Raw genomic sequence first — 24,706 nt, forward strand, 5'->3', positions numbered from 1 at the left:
GTGCCCCATGTCCGAACTCGCCGATCTCTCCGCCGTCGATCTTGTCGAGGCCTATCGCTCGAAAAGGCTCTCGCCCGTCGAAGTCACCGAAGCCGTCATCGCCCGCATCGATGCTTCCGAGCCGAAGCTGAACGCGCTCTGGGCCTATGACCCGGCCGAAGCCCGTAGGGCCGCCAAGGCATCGGAAGCGCGCTGGGCAAAGGGCGAGCCGCTCGGCGCGATCGACGGCGTGCCGGTGACGATCAAGGAGAACATCGCCACCAAGGGCACCGCCGTCCCGCTCGGCTGCGCCGCCGTGTCGCTGACACTGGCCACAGCCGACGCACCGCCGGCGGCGCGCACCCGCGAGGCTGGCGGCATTCTTCTCGCCAAGACCACCATGCCCGACTACGGCATGCTTTCTTCCGGTCTTTCCAGCTTCCACAAGCTCGCCCGCAATCCGTGGGACATTTCGGCCAATCCGGGCGGTTCGAGCGCCGGTGCCGGTGCGGCAGCCGCCGCCGGTTATGGCCCCCTTCATATCGGCACCGATATCGGCGGCTCCGTTCGCCTGCCGGCCGGCTGGTGTGGCGTCGTCGGCCTCAAGCCTTCGGCAGGCCGCGTCCCGATCAACCCGCCGTTCATCGGCCGTGTCGCCGGGCCGATGACGCGCACCGTCGCCGACACCGCGCTCTACATGTCGGTCCTGTCGAAGCCCGACGCCCGGGACACCATGGCCCTGCCCTATGCTGACATTCCCTGGCTCGATCTCGATCGCGACGTGAAAGGCCTGAAGATCGGCCTCTGGCTCGACGCCGGCTTCGGCCAGGCGGTCACCGAGGAAACGGAACAGGCGGTCAAGCGGGCAGCAAGGCTCTTTGCCGACGCCGGCGCGACCGTCGAGCCGATCGGCCCGTTCCTGACACGCGAGATGATCGACGGTCTCGACCGCTTCTGGCGGGCGCGCGGCTGGGAAGACGTGTCGCGCCTTTCGCCGGAGAAACAGGCGCAGATCCTGCCCTACATCTTCGACTGGATCAAAACGGCCGAAAACTTCTCCGGCCGCGAGGTCTATACCGGCTTCGCCCAGATCGAAGCCATGCGCAACGCGCTGCATGCGGCACTTTCCGGCTATGACTTCATCCTCTCGCCGACCGCGCCGACGGCATCCTATCCGGCCGAATGGGCCTCGCCGGTCAACGATCCGCAGAAGCCGTTCGAACACATCGCCTTTACCGTCGCCGTCAACATGGGTGGACAGCCGGCGATCTCGATCAACTGCGGCTACACCGCCGGCGGACTGCCGATCGGATTGCAGATCATCGGCCAACAGTTCGACGATATCGGCGTGCTTCGCCTGGCACGCTCCTATGAGACCATGCGCCCCGAGCAGCGGCCCTGGCCGAAGGTAACCGCATGACCGACACGATGCGTTACACCGTCGAAAGCGGCGATCTGGAAAACATCGTCTCGCGGCTGCTCGACATCGTTCGCCGGCTCGGCGTCAGCGTGTCAAAGCTTGCCGTCGAGGTCGATGGCGGCAAGGCGATCCTCGAGATCGCCGTCGCCGCGACCTCGCAGAGCATCGCCAACACGCTTCGCGAGCGCATCGGCCAGATCGAAGGCGCAAAGCCTGCGGCTTAGCCCCGCCCGCATCATTATCATCAACGCGGCCGCGCCGCTTTTTCATCAGACCAGACACAGGAGTGCCGACAATGGCCCGCAAACTTTTCATCCTTCCCGGCGACGGCATCGGCCCGGAAGCCATGGCGGAAGTCCGCAAAATCATCGCCTACATGAACGCCGAGCTTTCGGCCGGCTTCGTGACCGACGAGGGCCTGGTCGGCGGTTCGGCCTATGACGCCCACGGCCAGGCGATCTCGGAAGGGGACATGGCAAAGGCGCTTTCCGCCGACGCGGTGCTGTTTGGCGCCGTCGGTGGTCCGAAGTGGGATGCGGTGCCCTATGAGGTCCGCCCGGAAGCCGGCCTGCTTCGCCTGCGCAAGGATCTCGAGCTCTTCGCCAACCTGCGTCCGGCGATCTGCTATCCGGCGCTGGCCGCCGCCTCGTCGCTCAAGCCCGAGCTGGTCGAAGGCCTGGACATCCTGATCGTGCGCGAACTGACCGGCGGCGTCTATTTCGGCGAACCGAAGGAAATCATCGACCTCGGCAACGGCCAGAAGCGCGGCATCGACACCCAGGTCTACGACACCTACGAGATCGAGCGCATCTCAGGCGTTGCCTTCGAGCTTGCCCGCACGAGGCAGAACCGCGTCTGCTCGATGGAAAAGCGCAACGTCATGAAGTCGGGCGTGCTCTGGAACCAGGTGGTGACCGAGACGCACAAGGCAAAATATTCCGACGTCCAACTCGAGCACATGCTGGCCGACGCCGGCGGCATGCAGCTGGTGCGCCAGCCCAAGCAGTTCGACGTCATCGTCACCGACAACCTGTTCGGCGACATGCTGTCGGATGTGGCGGCGATGCTCACCGGTTCGCTCGGCATGCTGCCCTCGGCCTCGCTCGGTGCGCCCGACGGTGTCACCGGCAAGCGCAAGGCGCTCTACGAGCCGGTGCATGGCTCGGCACCCGACATCGCCGGCAAGGGCATTGCCAACCCGATTGCGATGATCGCCTCCTTTGCCATGTGCCTGCGTTATTCCTTCAACCTCGTGAAGGAAGCCGACAATCTGGAAAAGGCGATCGCCAACGTGCTCGACCAGGGCATCCGCACCGGCGACATCATGGCCGAAGGTGCCCGCCAGGTCGGAACGACCGAGATGGGCGACGCCATTCTTGCCGAGTTCAAGGCGCTGTCGGCTTAAGCGACGACAATCAGGCGCGGCGCTGGCGTCTTCACGCATGCGACAAAAACACCTCCGGAGCCCATCCGGGGGTTTTTTGCGTTTGATGGCCTCGTGCAAACAGATTGCGAGCTGCTACCGCGGGGTCGCAGGAAGGGAAAGGAGGCAACCTAACCCTCCCCTCATTTCTGTGCCTGTCACAGAAATCCAGCGGGCCCAAGTCTTTGGGCCAAAAAGAGTCTTTTGACCCGACAGACGTCGGGTAGCTGGATCCCCGCCACAAGGGCGAGGATGAGGGCGATTGGGGTGGCTTCTCTCGAAAAATCGAAAACTTCCAGGTTGAGCAGAGGCTCCGATGATGTTGCACCGCCAGCCAGCCAGCGGTCGCGGCCCTAGATCGTAATCCCACCGTCGATGTTGATTGCCTGCCCCGTGATGAAGGCCGCTTCGTCGGAAGCCAGGAAGGCGCAGATGGCGGCGACTTCTTCGACCGTGCCGAACCGCCCGGCCGGTTGCCGGCTGATGAAAGACCGATAGGCCTCGTCGCGGCTTCCGAGCTTTTCGCCGAGTTCGCCGATACGCTCTTCCAGCGATGGAGAGGCGACCGTGCCGGGGCAGACCGAATTGCAACGAATGCCTAGGGAGACGTAGTCGGCAGCAACTGCCTTGGTGAGACCGATGACGCCGCCCTTGGCGGCACCGTAAGCCGCGCGTCTTGGAAAACCTTTGATCGACGAGGCGACCGAGCCGATGGTGATGATGCTGCCGCCGTGGACCTTCATCTTAGGGATCGCGCCGCCAATCACGTTATAGGCGCTGTCGAGCGTGATGTTCACCGAGCGGCGCCAGTCCTCGGCCGAGCATTCCTCGATCGTGCCTTGGTGCACATAGCCGACCGCATGGACGAGAATGTCGACCCGCTGAAAGCCGGCGAAATAGGCGGCCACGGCAGCATAATCCGTTGCGTCCAACCGCGTTGTCGCCGCATCTTCAAGATTGGCGAGCAGGCCATCGTTGATGTCGCTGGCGTAAACGGCAGCACCCTCGCCCATCAGTCGTTCGGCCACGGCGCGGCCGATGCCCTGGCCGGCGGCTGTGACAACCGCAACACGCCCCGCCAATCGCCCTGTCTTTCCACTCATGATCAACGTCCTTCTACGATCAGCTTAGATGGCCTCAACGGTCTGGCGCTGGCGGCCGAGGCCGTCGATGCCGAGTTCCACCACGTCTCCGGGTTTCAGATAGCGCGGCGGCTTCTTGCCCATGCCGACGCCGGGCGGTGTGCCGGTGCAGATGAGGTCGCCCGGTTCCAGCACGCAGAACTCGCTCATGTAGGAGACGATGGTTGCGACGTCGAAGATCATGCGCGCGGTCGTGCCCGCCTGCATTCGCTCGCCGTTGACGTCGAGCCACATCGATAGGGCCTGCGGATCCGGTACTTCGTCGCGGGTGACGAGCCACGGCCCCGTCGGGCAGAAATTCGGGAAGCTCTTGCCCTTCACCCATTGCCCACCGCGCTCCATCTGCCAGGCGCGCTCGGAAACATCGTTGACCACCGTGTAGCCGAAGACATGATCCATGGCTGCGTCACGGGAGACGTTCAAGGCGCGCTTGCCGATGACTATGCCGAGTTCGACCTCCCAGTCGAGCTTCGACATTTTCTCGGAATGGAGAAGCGACGCGTTCGGGCCGCAATAGGTGCCCGCGGACTTGTTGAAGAGGATCGGCTCCGACGGCACCGGCAGCCCCGCTTCTTCGGCGTGGTCGGAGTAGTTGAGCCCGACGCACCAGATGGTGCCGGGCCTTGCGACCGGCGGCAGGATATCCGCATCGATGACCGGCACCACGGGCAAAGCCGACAGATCCACGCCCGACAGGGCGGCCGCGACATCCGGCAAGGTCTCCGCCGTAAAGTCCTGAACGAGCGACGACACATTTCGTGCCTGACCGTCGCCATCGAGGATGCAGGGCACGGCAGAGCCGTCGACGGTCAAACGCAACAATTTCATCGGTTGGCCTTTCGTTTGGAATGAACGGGGCGAGCGCTCGGCTCAGCCTGCGGGCGCGGCTTCGGCGGAAAGCCGGTAGCGTGTGATAAAGGTTTGTCCGGGCTCGAATGCGATTGCAGTCGCAACGCCCGAGGACACCAGCGGATTGACGCCGGCGGAAATCGCTGGTCCCAAATCGAACGCGGAAGCGATCGGCTCGACGCCAAGCGCCACATGGCGCCCGTTCCAGGGATAGGCCTTGCGGCCGCGGTTGCTGTACCAGAGGAGCAGGCTCGGAAAATGTTCCTTTTGCCAGCTAAGCCGCGCGCGAAATCCCTCGTCTCCGTAGTGGAGCGCGAGGCTGCCATCGACGCCCGAGAGCTGCAGCAGGTCCTCGGTCTCGGCGGAAAGCGGCACGTGCGCCGCATCGACGATCAAGCCGCCGCGTGTCGCGACCGCGCCGAGCGACGGCCATTGCCGGTCGGGCGCAAAAAGCGCGGCACCCGGCTCGACGTCGCCTGGAAAGCTCCAGACGCGAGAGTAGCTGCCCGGCTCAATGACGACGGAACCCGGTCGCGGCGAAAGCCGGAACGTCGGATGCAGGCCGATCGGCAGGCGGCAGGACCGTCGCGCCTCGATTTCGAGCGTAATGTCGATGGCGGCCGCGCTCGGATCCGGAACGATTTCTCGGCGAAGCAGGCGGATCGGATGGGTATCCGGATAGTGGCATTCCAGGGTGATCTGACGATCGTCGCAGGCACCCCACGCCCAATGAATGTTGGAGCCATGACCATGCGGCACACCCGCCCCTTCGAAACTTTCGCCGGTTGCCGACCAGCCTGGGGGGAGCTTTCGGCTGGCATCACTGCCGAAGGGAACACAGGGCCATTCGCCGCGAAGCTCCTGGAGGATATCCGGCAGCGTCTCGCGCTCGGGGTCATTGCTCCAGGGTGCCACGTGCAAGGGGCTGACCTGTCGCCCGTCCGGCAGCAGGAACAGTACCGGGCCGAGCATGCCGCCGAGCGATTGCACTGCGAGGCTACCGTGCGCCCAAGCAAGCGCGCGTCGCGTCGTCCCGGCGCTCACTTTGTCGCGATCCCGTAGCGGTTTTCCGGAAGTCCTGCGACCTCGACGCGCATGGCGTAGAGGCTGCCGGCGAGGCGCTCAGCCGGTCCTCCGCCCGCCGTGGTGACGTAGAGCGTCTTCAGGTCCGCCCCGCCGAAGGTGCAGGTGGTGATGTTGCTGACCGGCATGTCGATCACTTCCGCCAAGTTGCCGTCGGGCGCGATGCGGGCGATGCAACGGCCACCATAGCGGCAATTCCAGAGAAAGCCCTCGCTGTCGATCGCCGAGCCATCGGGCGAGCCGCGGTCAAAGCCGGTGAAGAAGTTTCGTTCACCGGATATCGCGCCCTCAACGTCGTCGTAGTCGAAGGCGTAGATCTCGTTGGCCAGCGTATCGCCGAAATAGAAGGTACGTCGATCCGGGCTCCAGCAGAGCGTGTTCGAAATCCCGAGGCCGGCCCGCCATTCGGTAACGGACCCATCCGGTGCAATCCGGAAGAGGATGCCCTCCCCCGGAGCGACGTCGCCGAGCTGGCCATCGGGAAGGACGTTGTTCTTCATCGAACCGACCCAGAAGTTTCCGGCCGGATCGGCACGACCGTCATTGAGCCGGACGCGCGGCGCACCGGGGAGCACAAAGCCATGATCCTCGCGCCGATCGGTCTCAGGCCACCACCAGATCAGCTTCGAGCCGAGGGCGACGAGTAGCCGGCCGTCTATCTCAGTCAGCGAGATCGCCACCACCGGCTCGTCGAAAAGCCAGGTCCGGACCGCACGCGTCGCCTCGTCGTAGCGATGGACGAGAAAACGGTTGATGTCGGTCCAGTAGAGTGCTGCTTCCGCCGCCGACCAGACGGCGCCCTCGCCGCAGCGGTCGCCGACGGGCGCGACGCAGACGATCTCGCGAGCCATCCCCGCCTCCTATTCTGCCGCAATGCTCGTTGGTATGGAACGCGACGGCCCGAGCGCGTCGGCGTTCTGCACCAGCGCCTTCATGTAGCCGAGCGCGAAGGCCTTGCCCGCATGCCAGGAGGCACCGCAGGTCATGGCCGGCGTATGGTCGGGGATCAGCACGCCCTGGTAGTTCTCGTCGCGCAGGATGCGGATGATCTCGGCCATGTCGATGTCGCCTTCGTCGACGAAGGTCTCGACATAACGCGGCATCTTTCCGCGCACGTTGCGGAAATGAATGTAGCCGATGCGGCCGGAGCGGGCGAAGCGGCGGACATGCTCGTAGATATCGCCGCCGGGCATCTCCTGCAGCGAGCCGAGGCAGAGTTCCAGACCGTTCGAAGGGGAATCGACGATCGCCATCAGCCGGTCGTATTTCTCCGGCCGGTTGACGAGCCGTGCCGTGCCACGCAGTTCCTCGGCCGGCGGATCGTCCGGGTGGGCGCCAAGCACGACACCCGCCTCCTCGGCGACCGGCACAACCTCCTTCAGGAAGTGGGTCAGGCGATCCCAGAGCTCCGCCGAGCTGACGGAGACCGAGGCAGCACCCGCGACGCCGCGGCGATAGCGCATGTTCCAGACCATGCCGTCGGGGATCGGCGCATCCGGGCTCGGTGCAATGGTTTTCTCGACGCCGAAGCCGACGGATTCCGCACCGCCGCGCGCATAGGGACCGCGCGTCCAGCCATAGACGCCGGCAAGCGAGAAATTGTAGCCGATGCAGGGGATGCCGGCCCGGCCGGCATCGCGGATGAGCTGCTTCAGCCCCTCGATCTGATGCGCGCGCTCCGGCCCATCCAGAAGCACGTCATGCCAGAAGCGCGGCGAAAAATTCTCGATCGCCGCGACTTCAAGGCCGCCAGCGCGCACGTCCTTCACCAGCGCCGACAGTTCTTCGTAGGTCCAGAGCCGATCGCCAGAGCAATCGCCCCAGCCGCCCTGGTCACCGCTGTCGATCTTCGGGTCCTTGCCGGCAAAATAGTTGGTGAGATGCGCAACGACATGGGTCGCACCCGCCTGCTGCGCAAACTGAAAATTGTCCGGGGTGAGTTGTTCCCGGTAGAGCCCAAGGCCGATCTTCATCTTCATCTTTTCCTGTCTGATTACTTGACGCCGATGCCGGCGGTGAGGCCGCCGTCGATACGGAAGTCCGAGCCTGTAACGAAGGCGGCACGGTCGGAGGCGAGATAGGCGACGAGTTCTGCCACCTCTTCCGGCTCGCCGATGCGGCCGATCGGATGCGCGGCACCGAAGCGGGCAAAGGCTTCCGCCTCGCTCACGCCCTCGCCGCCATAGGTGCGTGCCGCGAGCGCCAGCAACGGCGTGCGCACCGAGCCGGGGCTGACCGAGTTCACCCGGACTTTCACTGCCGCATGGTCGAGCGCCATGGCCCGGGTCAACGCATGGATCGCCCCCTTGGAGGCGACATAGGCCGCGACGTTCTGCTGGCAGGCATGGCCCTGCACCGAAGAGATGTTGACGATGGCGCCGCCGCCGCGCTTTTCCATTTCCGGGATGCCGAAGCGTCCGGTCAGGTAAATCGAGCCGACATTGACGGCGAGGCAGCGGGCGAAGGTTTCGGCGCTGGTGTCGACGACGGTGCCATAGGGGTGGACGGCGGCGGCATTGACGACGATGTCCAGCCCGCCATGGCGCAGCACCGCCTCGCGCACGGCCGCCTCCACCTCGGCTTCCACCGAAACATCGGTCAGCCGGGTGGACATCGGCAGGTCGCGCTCTTTGGCGATGCGGTCGAAGATCGCGTTGGTATCGATGTCGTTGCCGCAGGCAAGCACCGTCGCACCGGTTGAAGCCAGCCGGATCGCCGAGGCAAGGCCTATACCGGAGGTGCCGGTGACGAGCGCGATTTTTCCCTTGAATTCAGTCATGATTGTCTCCGCGAAACTCTTGAAGGGGGGCGGGATGCCGGACACCCCGCACCGATCTCAGCGCACCCGTTCGAGAACCTGGTTCAAGAGCACGGCGCCGAGGATGATCCCGCCACGCACCACGTATTGCCAGTACTCGCTGACGTTCATCAGCGTCATGCCGTTGGAGATGCAGCCGAGGAAAAGTACCCCGATCAACGTGCCCCAGATGCGGCCCTTGCCACCGAAGAGCGACGTGCCGCCGATGATCACGGCTGCGATCACGTCGAGCTCCATGCCGGTCGCGGTCGTGCCGGTGCCCGCGCCGATCTGCGAGGCGATCAGCGTGCCGGAGACGGCGGTGAGCGCACCGGTCAGTCCAAGCGTCAGCGCCTTCACCTTCCAGATGTCGATGCCCGAAAGGCGGGCCGCCTCCATGTTGCCGCCGACGGCGTAAACCTCGCGGCCGAAGCTCGTGTACTTCATCAGGAAGTGCATGCCGGCAAAGGTGAGCGCGAAGATATAGACCGGGAACGGGATGCCGAAGAGGTAACCGCCGCCGAGGAAATCGAAGCCGATCGGGAAGGACGACATCGGAAAGCCGCCGGTGATCAGGTTGGCGACGCCGCGCAGCGCTGCAAACAGCGCCAGCGTGGTGATGAAGGTCGGCACGTTGAACCATTGCCTAAACCGGCCGGTGAGATAACCGAGCATGAAACCGAGCAGCAGTGCCACGGCAAAACCGACGGTGACCGCACCCCAGTCACCGAAGACGCCCGAAAAACGGTCGGCGAACCAGGCGACGATACAGCCGGCGAGCGCGGCACCGGCGCCGACGGACAGGTCGATCTCGCCACTGATGATGACAGCCGTCATACCGAAGGCGATGATGCCGAGCATGGAGACCGTGCGCAGCACGTTGAGCACGTTGGCAGTCGAGGCGAAGCCCGGCGCGACGAGGATCAAAAAGATCACGAGTGCCGCAAGGATGATCTCCATCGGGTAGGTTTTCAGGAACTTGAGCGGCGTGTTCTGGCCGCCTTCTTCCGTCGTCTGGCTCACAAGTGTCATTGTCTGGCCCCTTCCATGCACAGGCCGTAAAGTTCGGTAAGGTCGATTTTCGTCGGGTCCACCTCGGCAACGACAGCGCCGTGGTGCATGACGAGGATGCGGTCGGCGACTTCGAGGACCTCCTCGAGTTCGGTCGAGACGAAGAGGCTGGCAAGACCATCGGCGGCCTGCTGCCAGATGATGTCGAAGATCTGGCTTTTCGCCTGCACGTCGACGCCGCGGCTCGGCTCGTCGAAGAACATCACCGACGGCTGCCGGTTCAGCCATTTGCCGATCACCACCTTCTGCTGGTTGCCGCCCGACAGCGACGAGACCGGCAGTTCCGGGTCGCCGCACTTGATGTGCAGGTCAGCGATCTGGCGGCGGATAAACGGCTGCTCGCGCCGGCGCGAGATGAGGCCCTTGTTTGCGATCGGACCGAGGCTCGCCATGCAGAGATTGTCGGCGGTCGAGAGCGACTGCACAAGGCCGACTTCCTTGCGGTTCTCCGGCGTGTAGCCGAGGCCGGCCTTGCGCATGTCGCGCGGGCTGGCGCCCGTCATGTCGCGACCGTCGAAGGTGACAGTGCCACCGTCGATCCGGTCGGCGCCGAAGATCGCCCGCATCAGCTCGGTGCGACCCGCGCCGAGCAGGCCGGCAATGCCGAGGATCTCGCCTGGATAGAGATCGAAGGACACGTCCTGAAAATGTCCCGAGCGGCTGAGATTGCGCACCTCGAGCACCGGCCTGGCGGGGTCGAGCGCTCGCCGCGGCGGACGCGTGGCGCGGGCGGCATCGCCGAACATCATGCCGACGATGGCCGACGGCGTCGTCTCCTTCATCGCGACCGAGCCGATATAGTGACCGTCGCGGATCACCGTGCAGGTGTCGGCGATCTCGAAGAGTTCGCTCATGCGGTGGGTGATGTAGATCATCGTCACGCCGCGGGCGCGCAGGCGCTCGATCAGCGCGAAGAGCTGCTTGACTTCACGGGAAGCAAGCGCCGAGGTCGGCTCGTCCAAGAGCAGGATCGACGGGTTGAAGGACATCGCCTTGACGATCTCGACCACCTGCTGCTGGCCGACGCTGAGGGCGGAGACCGGCTGGCGAGAATCGATCGAAAGACCCATGTCGGCGAGCAGTTCGCCGGCACGCTTGTGCAGGCCCGCCCAGTCGACGACGCTGAAGCCGGCGCGGCGACGATGCGGCAGCCGGCCGAGAAAGATGTTTTCGCCGACGGAAAGCTCCGGCACCAGCGAGAGTTCCTGGTGCACGGTGACGATGCCCGCCTCGAAAGCATCGTGCGGCGAGGTGAAATGGCGGTCCTCGCCGTTGACGCTGATGACGCCGGACGTCGGCCCGGTCACGCCGGCAAGCAGCTTGACGAGCGTCGACTTGCCCGAGCCGTTCTTGCCCATCAGGGCGTGGACCTGACCGGGCGCGAAGCTGTGGGTGAATTCCGAGAGGGCGACAGTCGGGCCGTAACGCTTGGTCACGGCCCGAAAGTCCAGCCGTCCCTGCACCCCTTGCAACACGGCTGACCTTGGTTGCGGATTGCTCATGCGGATGTCCTGCTGTCGGCGGCGAAGGAGCGGCGGACGATGCCCGCCGCCCGGTTCACGGATCCTGCCCCTATTTCAGGGCCTTCAGGCCTTCCTTGTAGGCGGCGACCTGGTCGGCATTGGCGCGGGTCAAAGGCAGCACCGGCACGTTGACCTTGGTCTCGATCTTCTTGCCGTCGAGCAGGTTCTGCGCCGCTTCGATCGCCTGCTTGCCAACCTCGAGCGGCTGCTGCGCGGTCGTTGCCTGCAGGACGTTGTCGGAGTTCAGAAGCATGTTGGCGAGCTGCTCGGAGCCGTCGGTGCCGAAGACGAAGACCTTGCCTTCGAGCCCGGCCTTTTTCACCGCCTGCACGGCGCCGATCGTACCACCTTCGTTGGCGGCGTAGATCACCTGGATGTCGGGATTGGCCGTCAGCATGTCGCTGGCGACCGCAAGCGCCTTTTCGGCAAGCCAGGCGTCTTGCTGCGCGACGATGTCGACCTGGTCCTTGACGACGCTCAAGAATCCGTCGACGCGGGCGTTCGACTGTTCGGGCAAGAGCGCCTTGAAGGCGAGCGTGCCGATCTTGACCTTCCCACCATTGCCGAGCGTCTTCAGGAAATCGGTCGCCGCCTTGCCGGTGCCGATGCCGATATCGCGGTCCGAGCTCGTCACCGTTGCCTGGGCGACGTCGCCATTGGCAGAGGTGCCGTAGGTGACGACCGTGATGCCGGCATCACGCGCCTTCTTCAAGGCCGGCACCGAGGCGTCGGCCGAAAGCGGCGCGACGACGATCGAATTGACGCCGCGGGCGATGTAGGTGTCGATCAGCTGGGCTTCCTTCTCCAGCTTGCTGTCGCTGTTGCCGGCCAGCAGCTCGTCGCCGGCGGCTTCCGCCGCCTTTTCCATGCCGATCTGGATGCCGCGGAAATACTGGTCCTGCTGAAAGACGATGCCGGCGATCGCCTTGCCGCCCGCGAACGCCGCGCCGGGTGCAAAGCTGACGGTTGCAAGCAGTGCGGCAAGCGCCAGACGTTTCATATTGCTCATGTTGGTTCTCCTCCCAAAAGCCCTGTCAGTGCCGCCGGATCGACGGGCGAGAGGATCCGGCAAACGGCTACCCACACCGCCTCCCTGATCGGAGGCGGTCCAGGCCAAATCTTCTATGTGTTCATCGCATCGGCTGGCCGCCGGGTGCGGCATCGACGAAGCGGATGCCGAACTCCAGGTGACGGCTCATCAGGTAGACGTAGGCGATGCGGTCGCGGGCCCTCAGCGCCCGGATGATCTCGGCATGCGCCTCGAAGGTCGCCGCATGCACCGGGCGCTCGGCCTTCCCGAGCCGCATGACCTCTTCGATCACCGAGCGCAGCATGTGATAGGCCGCAAGCGTCGTGCGGTTGCCCGACAGCTCGACGATCGCCGAATGGAATTCAAAATCGCACTGCGCCGCTTCCTCGACGCTGCCGGCTTCGAGGATCCGCGCGTTGATCGCGTCCAGCCGATCGAAATCGGCATCGCTCGCGGTCAGGATAATGTGCTCGCCGACGCCAGTCTCGATGATGCGGCGGAAACCCTGCAGGTCATGGAAGGAGTCCGGCGAGATGCCGTTGTGAAAGGCGAAAAGCCGGCGGATCGCCTCGCCATGGCCGCCGCTGATGACGGCGCCGACCTTCGGACGGGTCTCGACCATGCCATAGGCGCGCAGCACCTGCAGCGCCTCGCGCACGGTGTTGCGACCCGCCTGGAACTGTTCGCCGAGATCGCGCTCTGTCGGCAGCGCATCGCCGATGCCGAGACCGCGCTCGGAAATCATGTCGCGGATCTGCTCGACCAGCCGGTCGACGGCCGAGGTCTTGCCCGGCTCGACGGCTTCCACGCCTGACAATGCATCTTCCCGTACTGAACTGCTCACCGCGATCCTCCCTGCGATGACTTATTTGTTGGTCCAGATTGCCTGATGCGTCAAGAGGAAAATACGGATATGTCCGAATTTTCGATTCACGTCGGTCGAATCAATCCATTTTCGTTCATTTCGGACTTGAATTGTTGGGCCAGACGGACATTAATGACATGCGTGGTCCAACAATAGGGCCCAACGCGGCGAGGAGATCTGCATGAGACTGATGGAAGAGTGCTTTCGCTGGTACGGCCCGAACGACCCTGTACCGCTCAGCCATATCCGGCAGGCCGGGGCTACGGGGATCGTCTCGGCGCTGCACCATATCTATGATGGTTCCCCCTGGCCGGATGAGGCGATCCTCGCCCACAAGGCGCTGATCGAGGCAGCCGGCATGCGCTGGAGCGTCGTCGAGAGCATTCCGGTCCACAATTCCATCAAGCTCGCGACACCGGAGAGCGCCCGCTACATCGGCTGGTACAAGGATACGCTGCGCGCACTGGCGCGCGCCGGCATCACCACCGTCTGCTACAACTTCATGCCGGTGGTCGACTGGACGCGCACCGAACTGATGCAGCCGCTCGCCCATGGCGGCTACGCGCTGCGCTACGATGCCGTCGACTTTGCCGCCTACGATCTCTTCGTGCTCAAGCGCCCACGCGTCGAGGAAAGCTATTCCGAGCGCCAGATTTTCGTCGCCCGCCAGCGCTTCGACGCGATGGACGCGGCGAAGATCGACCGGATCGAGCGCAACCTCATCGCCGGCCTGCCGGCGACCGAACGCCAGTACGACCGGTCGAGCTTTCTCGCCGCCCTTGCCGAATACGACGGCGTGACGGCCGATCACCTGCACGCCAACCTGGCCCGCTTTCTCAAAGAAATCGTACCGGTCGCCGAAGAGGTCGGCATCCGGCTCTGCATCCATCCCGACGATCCCGCCTTTTCGCTCTACGGCCTGCCGCGCATCGTTTCGACCGCGGCGGACGTCAGGCGCATCCTTGCCGCTGTCGACAGCCCGGCGAACGGCATCACCTTCTGCACCGGCTCCTATGGCACGCGCACGGACAACGACCTGCCCGCCATGGTGCGGGAGTTCGGCCCGCGCATCCACTTTGCCCACCTGCGCAATGTCCAGCGCGAGGACGACGGCTCGTTCTACGAGGCCGATCATCTCGGCGGGTCGAGCGACATGCCCGCTGTGATCCTCACGCTGATGCAGGAGCAGGAGCGGCGAGTACTGGAAGGTCGGGCCGACTGGCAGATCCCGCTTCGACCGGATCACGGGCATCTGCTTGCCGACGATATCGGCAAGGTGCGGATCAATCCCGGCTATTCGCTGATCGGCCGGCTGAAGGGGCTCGCGGAAATCCGAGGCGTGATGCAGGGCATCGCAACTGCCGTTGCCCACAAGGCTTGAGGGACGAAACATGACGCATTTTGAGAACGACACCGAACTGTTCGCCGCCATGCGCAGCCGGCTGTTCACGGCCGTGGTCGGCGACATCCTCGACACGATGGGCCTGCAACACCAATTCCTGCCGCCTGAGATCAAGGCGCTTCGCGACGACATGGTTGCCGTCGGCCGGGCGATGCCAGTGCTCGAGGCCGATTTCTTTGCGACCGCCGAGGCAAGCGGCCATTCAGAATTCAGCAGCAAGCCTTTCGGCCTGATGTTCCACGCGCTCGACAGCCTGAAGGAAAACGAGATCTATGTTTGCTCAGGCTCATCGCCGCGATACGCGGTCTGGGGAGAACTGATGTCGACAAGGGCGATGAAACTGAAGGCAGCGGGCGCCATCTGCGACGGCTATTGCCGCGACAGCGCCGGCATCCTTGCGCTTGATTTCCCGACCTTCTGCTACGGATCCTATGCGCAGGACCAGGGACCACGCGGCAAGGTCGTCGACTACCATATCCCGATCGAGATCGGCGGCATCCGCATCCGTCCGGGCGACATCCTCTTCGGCGACCGCGACGGCGTGCTTGTTATTCCACGCGAGGCGGAACGGGAAGCAATCGCGCTGGCGTTTGAAAAGGCCGAAACCGAAAACAAGGTGCGCCTTGCGATCGAGGCGGGCATGAGCACCGTCGAGGCTTTCGAGCGCTTCGGCGTGATGTGACTGAAGGATGCGGCGAGGGCTGCGCGTGGTGATGGGCGCCATCCTCTGTCCGGCCCGGAGGACCTACCCGCCAAACGCCACGACGCATTGTCTCAACGCTTCAAGCACGGCACGCGATCCGCTGAGATCGGTCTTTTCGTTGGCAAGCTCGATCTGGCGGCCGGCCCTTAGCTGGTCGAGCACGCGCGTTTCGCTGCCGATCGAATAGGCGAGCTCCTGTTTCGAATAGGCCTTGATCGGGACGATGCCGCCGGTCTGTCCATCGACCAGATAGCCGGCAAAGCCGCTATAGGCCGGGTCGAGACTGGCGGCCGGATCGAAGTAGCCGAAGGAGAGCGCGCCGCCCGGATACATGCGGAACATCGCCATCTTCTCGCCGCGCTGGGTCCGCATGGCGCGGCAGTTGGAGAGCGCACCGTCACTGGAAACGACCGCGACGAGGTTCCAGCCGGAAATGTCGCGCGCCTTGCGGAACGGCGCTGCGGCGATTTCATCGATAATTCGGGCCGGGGGCTTCGGGATCGGCCAGACATAGGATGCGACCAGCTGTTCCGGCTCGGGCGCATCCGCCCGGTTGAGCGTGTTTTGATACTTCCAGCTCATGCCCAGTTCGGCCGCGTCCACGACCTCGAAGCGATAGGTCGTCGATTCCTCGTCGGCCTTGATGCGCGTGCGAACGAGCGCCCTCAAGCTGATGCAGGAGGAAATGCAGGTGTCATAGGAGTAGAACGCCGACAGGCTGCGATCGAACTGCGCAACGGTCACGGTGAACTGCGAGTCGTCGAAAATCTTGTAGTAGAACATGTTCGACTGCGAATCCTGGAAATGCTGCTTGAGGATGGCGGGATCGACCGTGCCGAGGTTCGGAAAGTTCGAATAGGTCTGTCCGTATGCGCTAAGCGCGGACGCGGTTGGAAAGAAGCGTCCGCTATCCGGCTCCTGGTCATAACCGAGATAGCCGACATCAGGGCAAACCTTGGTGTGGAACTCGTAATAGAGATCGAGGAAAATGATCTCGTTGTCGTCGGGAAACTTCTCCCCCTCGGCAAAGCTGTTGGTAAAGTGGACGCGTTTGCAGAAATCCTCCTCGTCGCGCCTGAAGGCGAATTTGCGGAACGTTTCGTTCTGGCGGCGGAAGCTGAAATCCTTGTCCATGAAGGTGATCTTCTGCCGCGCGAGGCTCGCAAACATGCCCTTGGGATAGCGCGACAGGTATTTCTGGTAGGCTTCCTGGCTATCGGCGAGCGCTGCAAACTCGAAGAAGGCGACCTCGTCGCCACCTGCCTCGGCCGGCTTTCCATCGACGAATGTGAAGTCGCCGTAGACGGCGCTGTTTTCCCAGGGTTCCTGCTTGCCGCCGGTGCGCTCCTGCACGGTTGCCCGCACGCGCTTGAACACGCCTTCGATCGAAAGCCCGGGGATCGTCACGGATTCGGCAAGGGCCGTTGCATAGGGGCTCGCCCCGGTGTCGCCGTCGGTTGCCACATTGCCGGGAGACGTCGAGTAGGCAACGATCCGGCCGAGCCGTTCCGGCGCCGTCGCAAGACCCCGCTGCAGCCCGCGCGTCTGTTCGAACGGATTGTTCCTGCAAGAATCGAGCACGACGATCTGCAGGCTGCTCCTTACCTCGTCAAGTCGGCGGGTGAGGTCGCCGAGCGAGAGCGCGACCGTGCGCAATTCCTCTTCTGAACCCAGCTTGGCGTCGACCGGAAGCAGGTAATTTTCGCCGGCGAGCTGAACCCCGTGACCGGCGAAGTAGACCATCACCACCGGGTTCTCGACGGCGGCAAGGCGCGCCACGAAGGCATCGATCGCCGCAAGCGTGTCGGAAGCCTTGGCGTTGGCGACCTTGGTGATGGCAAAACCGCTCTGCTCCAGCGCCGCGCCGACGATCTCGATGTCATTTTCAGGATTGCGCAGCGGCGTCGCCACCTCGTAGCGACTGTTGCCGATCAGGAGCGCATGCCGGGTGGACGCCGCCGCCTCGAGCGGCAAGGCCAAAAGCAGGCAGAAAAGGAACCGACGCAACAGGATCACGCTCATCTGCCCCTCCTGGTTCCCCCACGCGGCCTACGCGTGAGATCCGGGTGCCAACGGTAGCGTCAGCTTCATCGAGGTGAATTTGAAGAAAGTGCGCGGCGCTGTCTGCGACCGGCACGTCATCGTGCCCTCGACTATCTCAACGGCGCCGGAACCCCGTCAATTCACCAATGTAGGCTAGATTGCAGAAACGCGATGGTGCGAGAGGTTCGTCACTTCAGCCGGCTCAAATCCACCGGCCGGTTGTTGATGATCGCTTCCATCGAAAAGAAACCGGTGACCGTCGCCAGGTCGAAGTTGGTGATGAGCTTCTGGTAGAAGGCGTCGTAGCCGCGCATGCCCCGGGTCACCACCTTGATCAGGTAGTCCCAGTCGCCGCCGATGCGGTAGAAATCGATCACCTCCGGTAGCCGCTCGACATGCTGGCGAAAACCGTCGCTCCACTCCTTGGAATGGTGGCGGGTGCGGATCATCACGAACACCGTCAGATCCAGCCCGAGTGCTGCAAGATCAATATCAGCGTGCGAGCCCTTGATCAGTCCGACGGACTGCAGGCGCTGGAGGCGTCTCCAGCAGGCGTTTTGCGACAGGCCGACCTTTTCGGCGAGGTCCCGCTGCGACAGCGACGAATCTTTTTGCAGTGCGGCAAGGATATTCAGATCGAAAGCATCGATCTTGAAGGCGTCTTCGATCATTTGACACAATCCGAGGCGTAAATCGCAGAAAATAGGTGAACTTATCGACCCTGGACGAGAATACAATTGCTGTCAATGTTCGCTTCCAGGGAGGTCAGCGAGATGATCGCGCCAGCAATCCAACGCCAGGCCACCAATGTGCTGACGCCGCTTGGCCAGTTTCGCCAGGCGCTGCAACGCCCGGGCGTGATTGCCGATCTGCGCGATAACCTCGTGGGCGCCAAGGCGAAGATCGTCGGCCCCTACGGCGTGAAGGACCTCGTCTACGCCGACTACGTCGCCTCAGGCCGCGCGCTGCGCGTGATCGAGGATTTCGTACTCGAGGAGGTTCTGCCCTATTACGCCAACAGTCACACGGAGGCCTCCTATTGCGGGGGCTTCATGACGCGGATGCGTCGGGAAGCGCGTGCGCTCGTCGCCGACTGCTGCGGCGCGACCTCCGACCATGCCGTGATCTTCACCGGCTCCGGCGCGACCTCGGGCATCAACCGGCTGGTCAAGCTGTTCGGCGTCAACGAGACCGTCGCCGCGGGCAAGAGCGTCCGCGTCATCATTGGCCCCTACGAGCATCATTCCAACATTCTGCCCTGGCGCGAAAGCGGCGCGGAGATCATCGAGATCGCGGAGTGCCCGGCAGGCGGTCCAGACCTTGTCCAACTGGCCCAAGCGCTCGACGGTTCGCGGGACCTGACCATCTGCACACTCTCTGCCGGCTCGAACATCACCGGCATTACCAGCGATGTTGCGACGATCACCCGCATGGTGAAAGCCAAAGGCGCGAAGATGATCTGGGACTATGCCGGCGCCGGCCCTTATGTTGCGATCTCGATGACGCCGAAGGCCGACTGCGAGATCGACGCGATCGTCGTCTCGCCGCACAAGTTCATCGGTGGACCGGGCGCGTCCGGCATCCTGATCGTTCGCCGCGACAGCGTTGTGACCGACAAGCCGACCTGGCCGGGCGGCGGCACGGTGAAGTTCGTCTCGCCCGAGGCGCACGACTACAGCGGTAACCTCGAGGCGCGCGAAGAGGCAGGCACGCCCAACGTGGTCGGCGATATTCGCGCCGCGCTCGCCTTCATCGTCAAGGACGCGATCGGCGTTGAAGAGATGGACAAGCGTAACCGCGCGCTGACGAAGCAGGCCTTCGCCGCATGGAAAGCCGTGCCGCAACTGGAGCTTCTCGGCCTTCAGGAACCGGACCGCCTGCCGATCTTTTCCTTCCGCATCAAGAATGGCAGGGGCGGCTACGTCCACCAGCAGCTTGTCACCCGCATGCTCAGCGACCGCTTCGGCATCCAGGCACGCGGCGGCTGCGCCTGTGCCGGTCCCTATGTTCACAGGCTCCTGTCGATTGATGCGGAGCATTCCGAACAGATCCGCCAAGCGATCCTCGCGGGCGAGGAAATCGAGAAGCCAGGCTTCACGCGGCTGAATTTCAGCGTCCTGCTTTCGGATGAGAAGGTGAAGTTCATCATCGACTGCGTCACGCAGCTGGCGGCAGACGCACCGGCATTCGAAGCCGACTACGATTTCGATCCGGCCCGCGCGATTTTCTTTCCGTGCACGACGGCTGAAGAGGCTCGTGCCTATGCATAAGCCAGATGTGACCGGCTTTTACGATCCGCGTACCGGCAGCATCCAATATGTCGTCGCCGACCCGGCAACGAGAAAATGCGCCATCATCGACCCGGTGCTCGATTTCGACGAGAAATCGGGTTCGACGGCCACCCGCAATGCCGATGCGATCCTTGATCATATCACCGCCAAGGACCTCACGGTCGAATGGATCCTCGACACCCATCCCCACGCCGACCATTTCTCGGCCGCGCGCTATCTCAAGGGCAAGACCGGCGCACCGACAGCGATCGGCGAACATGTGAAGGGCGTCCAACGGATCTGGAAGGCGATCTACAACTGGCCGGACTTCGCCTGCGACGGATCGCAATGGGACCGCTTGTTTGCCGACGGCGAGACATTCCAGATCGGCGAGCTCAAGGCCCGTGTCATCCATTCGCCTGGGCACACCCTCGCCTCGATCTCTTACGTGATTGGCGACGCCGCCTTCATCCACGATACGCTGTTCACGCCTGACAGCGGCTCGGCCCGCGCCGATTTCCCCGGCGGCAGCGCTGCCGACCTCTGGCGATCGATCCAGACGATCCTGGCATTGCCGGACGAGACCCGGCTCTTTACCGGTCACGACTATTGTGCAGGCGGCCGCGAGGCGCGTTGGGAAAGCACGGTCGCCGAACAGAGGGCCACGAACCCGCATGTCGCCGGCAAGACCGAAGCCGACTTCGTCAGCCTGCGCGAAGCCCGCGACCGGACACTGCCGATGCCCAAGCTCATTTTGCATGCGCTGCAGGTGAACGTTCGCGGCGGCGAGCTTCCGCCTGCCGAAGACAACGGCAAACGCTACCTGAAGATACCGCTCGACGCTCTCCCCGGCTCGGTCTGGGGATAACGGCGCCATGGCGGACCCTTTCCAGCAAATGCTGCTCGCGATCGGCTCCGGCTCCCTCACCGGCTTCACGCTCGGGCTGATCGGCGGTGGCGGCTCGATCCTCGCAACGCCGCTGCTCATCTATGTGGTCGGCATTCGCGACGTGCATACGGCGCTCGGCACCGGGGCGCTCGCGGTGTCCGTCAACGCCTACCTCAATCTCATCAGCCACGCGCTGCGTGGCCATCTCTGGTGGCGCTGCGCCCTGATCTTCACCGTCGCAGGCTCGCTCGGCGCCTTTTTCGGATCCAGCCTCGGCAAGCTGATCGACGGCCAGCGGCTGCTGTTCCTGTTCGGCCTCGTCATGATGTTTGTCAGCTTCGCCATGAAGAAGGTAAAGTGCGACACGTCAGCGACTCCACAATCGCTCTCGATGGGGACTCATGGCAAGACGGGCCTGACGGCGCTCGTGACCGGCACCTGTTCCGGCTTTTTCGGTATCGGCGGCGGCTTCCTGATCGTGCCCGGCCTGTTGCTTGCGACCGGCATGCCGCTGATCAATGCGGTCGGCACGTCGCTTCTGGCGGTCGGCACCTTCGGCCTGACGACGGCGATCAACTACGCTGCCTCGGGGCTGGTGGACTGGCGCGTCGCCGGTTACTTCATCGCCGGAGGCATCCTGGGCGGGATCATCGGCACCGTCGTCTCCACCCGCCTTTCGACGCAGCGCGATATCCTGACGCAGATTTTCCGCGCCATCATCTTTTCCGTCAGCCTCTACGTTCTCTGGCGCAGCTACGGCGCGGCGTGATCCCACCTGACGGCAACTGGGCACGGCCATTGGCCGGAAACATACGCAGGCTGTCCGATATCGTACTATTTGCATTATTTAAGACAGAGGCGTCGCGTGTTCTAATCCTGTCAGCCCATTTCGGACAGGAACAAGCCAATGACCGTTCAATCCATAGACCTCTCAAACAGCATGCCGCTGACCCGGCGTTCGATCTCGCAGCTGCCGATCAACCTGTTCGCCTCGGTAATGGGCGTTACGGGCCTTAGCCTGGCGTGGCGTGAAGCCGAAAGCGCGATCGCCCTTCCGGCCATGCCCGGCGAATATGTCGGCTGGCTCGGGACCTCGATCTTTCTGAGCCTTGCCGCCGGCTACGCCATCAAATGGCGCCGCCATCCGGCCTCGGTCGCTGCCGAATTCGCCCATCCGGTTCAAAGCAACTTCTTTGCAACCGTCGCGATCGGCCTGCTTCTGCAGTCGGCCTTTCTCAACCGATATAGTCCGCTGCTGTCGGAAATCGTCTGGACGGTTGCGTCGGCACTGACCTTCGCCCTGGCCTATGTCGTCGCCAGAGGCTTCCTCGGCCGGCAGCAGTCGCGCGACACCACTTTGCCGCCGCTGCTCATTCCCGGTGTCGCCACACTGGATATCGCCGTCACCGGCCACGCCATGCCGTTCTCCTGGGCGCATGAAGTCAACATGCTTGCCTTTTCGATCGGCAGCGTCATCGCCGCGGTCTTCATTGCTCTGATCTTCTCGCGGCTGCGCCATGAAGATCCGCTCCCGGCACCGGCTCGGCCGTCCCTGATGGTTCTGGTCGCTCCCTTCGCCGTCGGCTTCCTCGCCTACACCAATGTCACGGGTTCGGTCGATCTCTTCGCCACGGTCCTGTTCTACTTCGCGCTGTTCTTGATGCTCGTCCTGTCGCCGATGGTCTTCCGTTCCCATGTTCCCTTCAGCGTCGCCTGGTGGGCCATCAGCTTTCCGCTTGCCGCCCTGTCGATCGCCTTCTTCCGGTATGCCGCGTCCACCCATAGCGCCGTCCTCACCGGGCTGGCTGGACTGTTCTTCCTGTTTCTTGCCGGCGCCATCGCGGTGGTCTTTTATCGTACGATCAGCATCATCCTCACCGGCAGGTTGTTCGAGGTTCGCTAATGGCCGTTCACAAGGTCGCCATCGTCGCCATGCAGGGCGTGCAGCTTCTCGACGTCATCGGACCCTCGGATGTGTTCGCGGAGGCGAACCGTCAGAGCGGCACCGACTACTATTCGGTGGAGGTTGTCGGCACCTCCACCGACCCGGTGCGCGGATCTTCGGGACTGACCCTCCTTCCCGACCGCGCGATGGACGACGGCATTTCCGACATCGATACGTTGCTGGTTGCCGGGGATCCGCTCATTCACGAGCGGCCGATTCCGGCATCGTTTCTGAGCTGGGTGAGACAAGCATCGGCGCGCGCCAGCCGTTTCGGATCGGTGTGCTCCGGCGCCTTCGTGCTCGGCGAGGCGGGCCTCCTGAACGGAAGACGGGCGACGACGCATTGGACCCAAGCTGTGGAATTCGGCAAGCGCTTCCCGGAGGTGAAACTCGAGCCCAACCGCATTTTCACCAAGGACGGGAATGTCTGGACCTCGGCCGGCGTGACCGCCGGCATCGATCTGGCACTTGCCATCGTCGAGAAGGATCTCGGCCTCGACATCGCCTTGAAAGTCGCGCGTGAACTCGTGGTCTTCCTCAAAAGGCCGGGCGGCCAGACGCAGTTCAGCACCCTCCTCGCCGGCCAGCTGGCGCAGAAGACACCCATTCGCGCGGCGCAGGATTTTATTGCCGATAATCTCGCTGCCAACCTCAGCGTCGCGGCAATCGCCAGGCGCACCGGCATGAGCGAGCGGAACTTCTCCAGGCAGTTCAAGCAGGAGGTGGGCATGACGCCGGCCGACTATGTCGAGAGCATGCGGCTTGAGGCCGGGCGCAGGCTTGCCGAAGACACCGGCATACCACTCAAAAAGATTGCCACGGATATCGGCTTCCACGACGATATCGCCTTCCGCCGTTCGTTCGCGCGTCGATTCGGCACCTCGCCGGCCGCCTACCGAAAGAGCTTCGGGTCGTAGGCGGTGGGAGCCAGATCCGCGAGCGGCGCAGACATCTGAAGGGGCCAACCATGTTCGATCTGATCATCCGCAACGCCAACTTTCCGGACGGACGTCAGGGGTTCGACGTCGGAATTCGCGGCGGAACGATCGCGACAATCGAAAAGGCCCTTGCCGCGACATCGGGCGAAGAGATCGACGCCAGCGGCCGGTTGCTCAGCCCGCCCTTCTGCGATCCGCATTTCCACATGGACGCGACGCTGTCGCTCGGCCTGCCGCGCATGAACGTCTCCGGCACGCTGCTCGAAGGCATCGCGCTCTGGGGCGAGTTGCGCCCGAGCCTGACCAAGGAGGCGCTGGTCGAGCGGGCGTTGCGCTACTGCGATCTCGCCGTCAGCCAGGGCCTTCTTGCCATTCGCAGCCATGTGGACACCTCCGACCCACGCCTCGTCACGGCGGAGGCGCTGCTCGAGGTCAAAGAGAAAGTCGCGCCCTATATCGACCTGCAGCTCGTCGCCTTCCCGCAGGACGGCTATTATCGCTCAGCCGACGGCGTGGCGTCACTGAACCGCGCGCTTGACATGGGGGTCGACATCGTTGGCGGAATCCCACATTTCGAGCGCACGATGGAAGAGGGCGCGCGCTCGGTCGAGGCGCTCTGCCGGATCGCCGCCGAGCGCGGGCTGCCGGTCGACATGCACTGCGACGAGACCGACGATCCTCTGTCGCGCCACATCGAGACGCTTGCGGCCGAGACCGTGCGCTTCGGGCTTCAGGGCCGCGTCGCCGGTTCGCATCTGACCTCGATGCACTCGATGGACAACTACTATGTCTCCAAGCTCATCCCGCTGATGGCCGAAGCCGAAATCAACGTCATCCCCAATCCGCTGATCAACATCATGCTTCAGGGTCGTCACGACACCTACCCGAAGCGCCGCGGCATGACGCGGGTCAGGGAATTGATGGCAGCCGGCCTCAACGTCTCCTTCGGGCACGACTGCGTGATGGATCCCTGGTATTCGATGGGTTCGGGCGACATGCTGGAAGTCGCTCATATGGCCATCCACGTGACGCAAATGGGCGGCATCGAGGACAAGCGGAAGATCTTCGACGCGATCACCGTGAATTCGGCGAAAACCATGGGCCTTGAAGGCTATGGGCTGGATGTTGGCTGCAAGGCCGATCTCATCCTGTTGCAGGCAGCCGATGTCAGCGAAGCGTTGCGGCTGAAGCCGAACCGGCTCTTTGTCATCAAGGCCGGCAAGGTCATCGCCCGCACGGCACCGCGCATCGGCGAACTCTTCCTCGACGGGCGGCCCGCCTGGATCGACATCGCGCTGGACTACATACCGAAGACGCCGGCGCCCTGACCCGAG

The 24,706-nt window shown here is 63.7% G+C and carries 23 protein-coding genes; 11 read left to right on the forward strand and 12 right to left on the reverse strand.

The features are described 5' to 3' along the window. Positions 1-7 precede the first annotated feature (7 nt). The 3 genes from VGO04_RS21570 (at position 8) to leuB (ending at position 2,804) form a co-directional block, all read left to right on the forward strand. Entirely contained in the window at positions 8-1,399 is a 1,392-nt protein-coding gene (locus VGO04_RS21570; protein WP_327497996.1) for an amidase, read from the forward strand. After that, a complete protein-coding gene (locus VGO04_RS21575) occupies positions 1,396-1,623 on the forward strand; it encodes a hypothetical protein (RefSeq protein WP_327497997.1) in 228 nt (75 codons plus the stop codon). The genes VGO04_RS21570 and VGO04_RS21575 overlap by 4 nt, the downstream gene beginning before the upstream one ends. Positions 1,624-1,694: 71 nt before the next feature. Next, on the forward strand, positions 1,695-2,804 hold the full coding sequence (gene leuB, locus VGO04_RS21580; RefSeq protein ID WP_327497998.1) for a 3-isopropylmalate dehydrogenase: 1,110 nt from the start codon (positions 1,695-1,697) through the stop codon (positions 2,802-2,804). Between the two features lie 371 nt (positions 2,805-3,175). Here leuB and VGO04_RS21585 read toward each other — a convergent pair whose 3' ends face one another. The 10 genes from VGO04_RS21585 to VGO04_RS21630 all read right to left on the reverse strand — a co-directional run bounded on the left by VGO04_RS21585 (position 3,176) and on the right by VGO04_RS21630 (position 13,161). After that, positions 3,176-3,925, reverse strand: a complete 750-nt coding sequence (locus VGO04_RS21585; RefSeq protein WP_327497999.1) for an SDR family oxidoreductase — start codon at positions 3,923-3,925, stop codon at positions 3,176-3,178. Positions 3,926-3,949: 24 nt separating this feature from the next. Then, positions 3,950-4,792, reverse strand: coding sequence for a fumarylacetoacetate hydrolase family protein (locus tag VGO04_RS21590; RefSeq protein WP_327498000.1), 843 nt, complete (start codon positions 4,790-4,792; stop codon positions 3,950-3,952). A gap of 42 nt (positions 4,793-4,834) precedes the next feature. Next, positions 4,835-5,857, reverse strand: coding sequence for a hypothetical protein (locus VGO04_RS21595; protein ID WP_327498001.1), 1,023 nt, complete (start codon positions 5,855-5,857; stop codon positions 4,835-4,837). Continuing rightward, positions 5,854-6,747, reverse strand: coding sequence for an SMP-30/gluconolactonase/LRE family protein (locus VGO04_RS21600; protein ID WP_327498002.1), 894 nt, complete (start codon positions 6,745-6,747; stop codon positions 5,854-5,856). Before VGO04_RS21600 ends, VGO04_RS21595 begins: the two co-directional genes overlap by 4 nt. Before the next feature lie 9 nt (positions 6,748-6,756). Continuing rightward, entirely contained in the window at positions 6,757-7,869 is a 1,113-nt protein-coding gene (locus VGO04_RS21605) for a mannonate dehydratase (protein ID WP_327498003.1), read from the reverse strand. 20 nt (positions 7,870-7,889) lie between these two features. Further along, a complete protein-coding gene (locus tag VGO04_RS21610; protein ID WP_327498004.1) occupies positions 7,890-8,675 on the reverse strand; it encodes an SDR family NAD(P)-dependent oxidoreductase in 786 nt (261 codons plus the stop codon). 57 nt (positions 8,676-8,732) lie between these two features. Then, a complete protein-coding gene (locus tag VGO04_RS21615; RefSeq protein WP_327498005.1) occupies positions 8,733-9,725 on the reverse strand; it encodes an ABC transporter permease in 993 nt (330 codons plus the stop codon). Further along, entirely contained in the window at positions 9,722-11,266 is a 1,545-nt protein-coding gene (locus tag VGO04_RS21620) for a sugar ABC transporter ATP-binding protein (RefSeq protein WP_327498006.1), read from the reverse strand. Before VGO04_RS21620 ends, VGO04_RS21615 begins: the two co-directional genes overlap by 4 nt. 70 nt (positions 11,267-11,336) lie before the next feature. Continuing rightward, entirely contained in the window at positions 11,337-12,296 is a 960-nt protein-coding gene (locus VGO04_RS21625; RefSeq protein ID WP_327498007.1) for a substrate-binding domain-containing protein, read from the reverse strand. Between the two features lie 121 nt (positions 12,297-12,417). Continuing rightward, the gene (locus tag VGO04_RS21630) at positions 12,418-13,161 is read right to left on the reverse strand and encodes a FadR/GntR family transcriptional regulator (RefSeq protein WP_327498008.1); all 744 of its coding nucleotides are present in this window, start codon (positions 13,159-13,161) and stop codon (positions 12,418-12,420) included. A gap of 211 nt (positions 13,162-13,372) precedes the next feature. Between VGO04_RS21630 and uxuA the strand changes: the two genes are divergently transcribed. Together uxuA and VGO04_RS21640 are read left to right on the forward strand one after the other, a co-directional pair. Continuing rightward, positions 13,373-14,563 (forward strand): mannonate dehydratase, encoded by a 1,191-nt coding sequence (gene uxuA / locus VGO04_RS21635; protein ID WP_327498282.1) that lies wholly within the window; start codon positions 13,373-13,375, stop codon positions 14,561-14,563. A 10-nt stretch (positions 14,564-14,573) separates the two neighbouring features. Beyond that, positions 14,574-15,266: an RraA family protein gene (locus VGO04_RS21640; protein ID WP_327498009.1), complete on the forward strand. Its 693-nt coding sequence runs from the start codon at positions 14,574-14,576 to the stop codon at positions 15,264-15,266. A 63-nt stretch (positions 15,267-15,329) separates the two neighbouring features. Here VGO04_RS21640 and VGO04_RS21645 read toward each other — a convergent pair whose 3' ends face one another. Together VGO04_RS21645 and VGO04_RS21650 are read right to left on the reverse strand one after the other, a co-directional pair. Continuing rightward, positions 15,330-17,309, reverse strand: a complete 1,980-nt coding sequence (locus VGO04_RS21645) for a caspase family protein (RefSeq protein WP_327498010.1) — start codon at positions 17,307-17,309, stop codon at positions 15,330-15,332. Between the two features lie 209 nt (positions 17,310-17,518). Beyond that, a complete protein-coding gene (locus VGO04_RS21650; protein ID WP_327498011.1) occupies positions 17,519-18,001 on the reverse strand; it encodes an Lrp/AsnC family transcriptional regulator in 483 nt (160 codons plus the stop codon). 102 nt (positions 18,002-18,103) lie between these two features. Here VGO04_RS21650 and VGO04_RS21655 point away from each other — a divergent pair, with 102 nt between their 5' ends. From VGO04_RS21655 to VGO04_RS21680, 6 genes are all read left to right on the forward strand, one after another. Further along, a complete protein-coding gene (locus tag VGO04_RS21655) occupies positions 18,104-19,600 on the forward strand; it encodes an aminotransferase class V-fold PLP-dependent enzyme (RefSeq protein ID WP_327498012.1) in 1,497 nt (498 codons plus the stop codon). After that, positions 19,593-20,468, forward strand: coding sequence for an MBL fold metallo-hydrolase (locus tag VGO04_RS21660; RefSeq protein WP_327498013.1), 876 nt, complete (start codon positions 19,593-19,595; stop codon positions 20,466-20,468). The genes VGO04_RS21655 and VGO04_RS21660 overlap by 8 nt, the downstream gene beginning before the upstream one ends. 7 nt (positions 20,469-20,475) lie before the next feature. After that, entirely contained in the window at positions 20,476-21,258 is a 783-nt protein-coding gene (locus VGO04_RS21665) for a sulfite exporter TauE/SafE family protein (RefSeq protein WP_327498014.1), read from the forward strand. A 138-nt stretch (positions 21,259-21,396) separates the two neighbouring features. Continuing rightward, positions 21,397-22,392: an SLAC1 anion channel family protein gene (locus tag VGO04_RS21670; protein ID WP_327498015.1), complete on the forward strand. Its 996-nt coding sequence runs from the start codon at positions 21,397-21,399 to the stop codon at positions 22,390-22,392. Beyond that, positions 22,392-23,351 (forward strand): GlxA family transcriptional regulator, encoded by a 960-nt coding sequence (locus tag VGO04_RS21675; protein ID WP_327498016.1) that lies wholly within the window; start codon positions 22,392-22,394, stop codon positions 23,349-23,351. Before VGO04_RS21670 ends, VGO04_RS21675 begins: the two co-directional genes overlap by 1 nt. 50 nt (positions 23,352-23,401) lie before the next feature. Further along, positions 23,402-24,700, forward strand: a complete 1,299-nt coding sequence (locus tag VGO04_RS21680; RefSeq protein ID WP_327498017.1) for an amidohydrolase family protein — start codon at positions 23,402-23,404, stop codon at positions 24,698-24,700. Positions 24,701-24,706 lie beyond the last annotated feature (6 nt).

It is taken from the genome of Ensifer sp., assembly GCF_035999185.1.
GTDB lineage: Bacteria > Pseudomonadota > Alphaproteobacteria > Rhizobiales > Rhizobiaceae > Ensifer.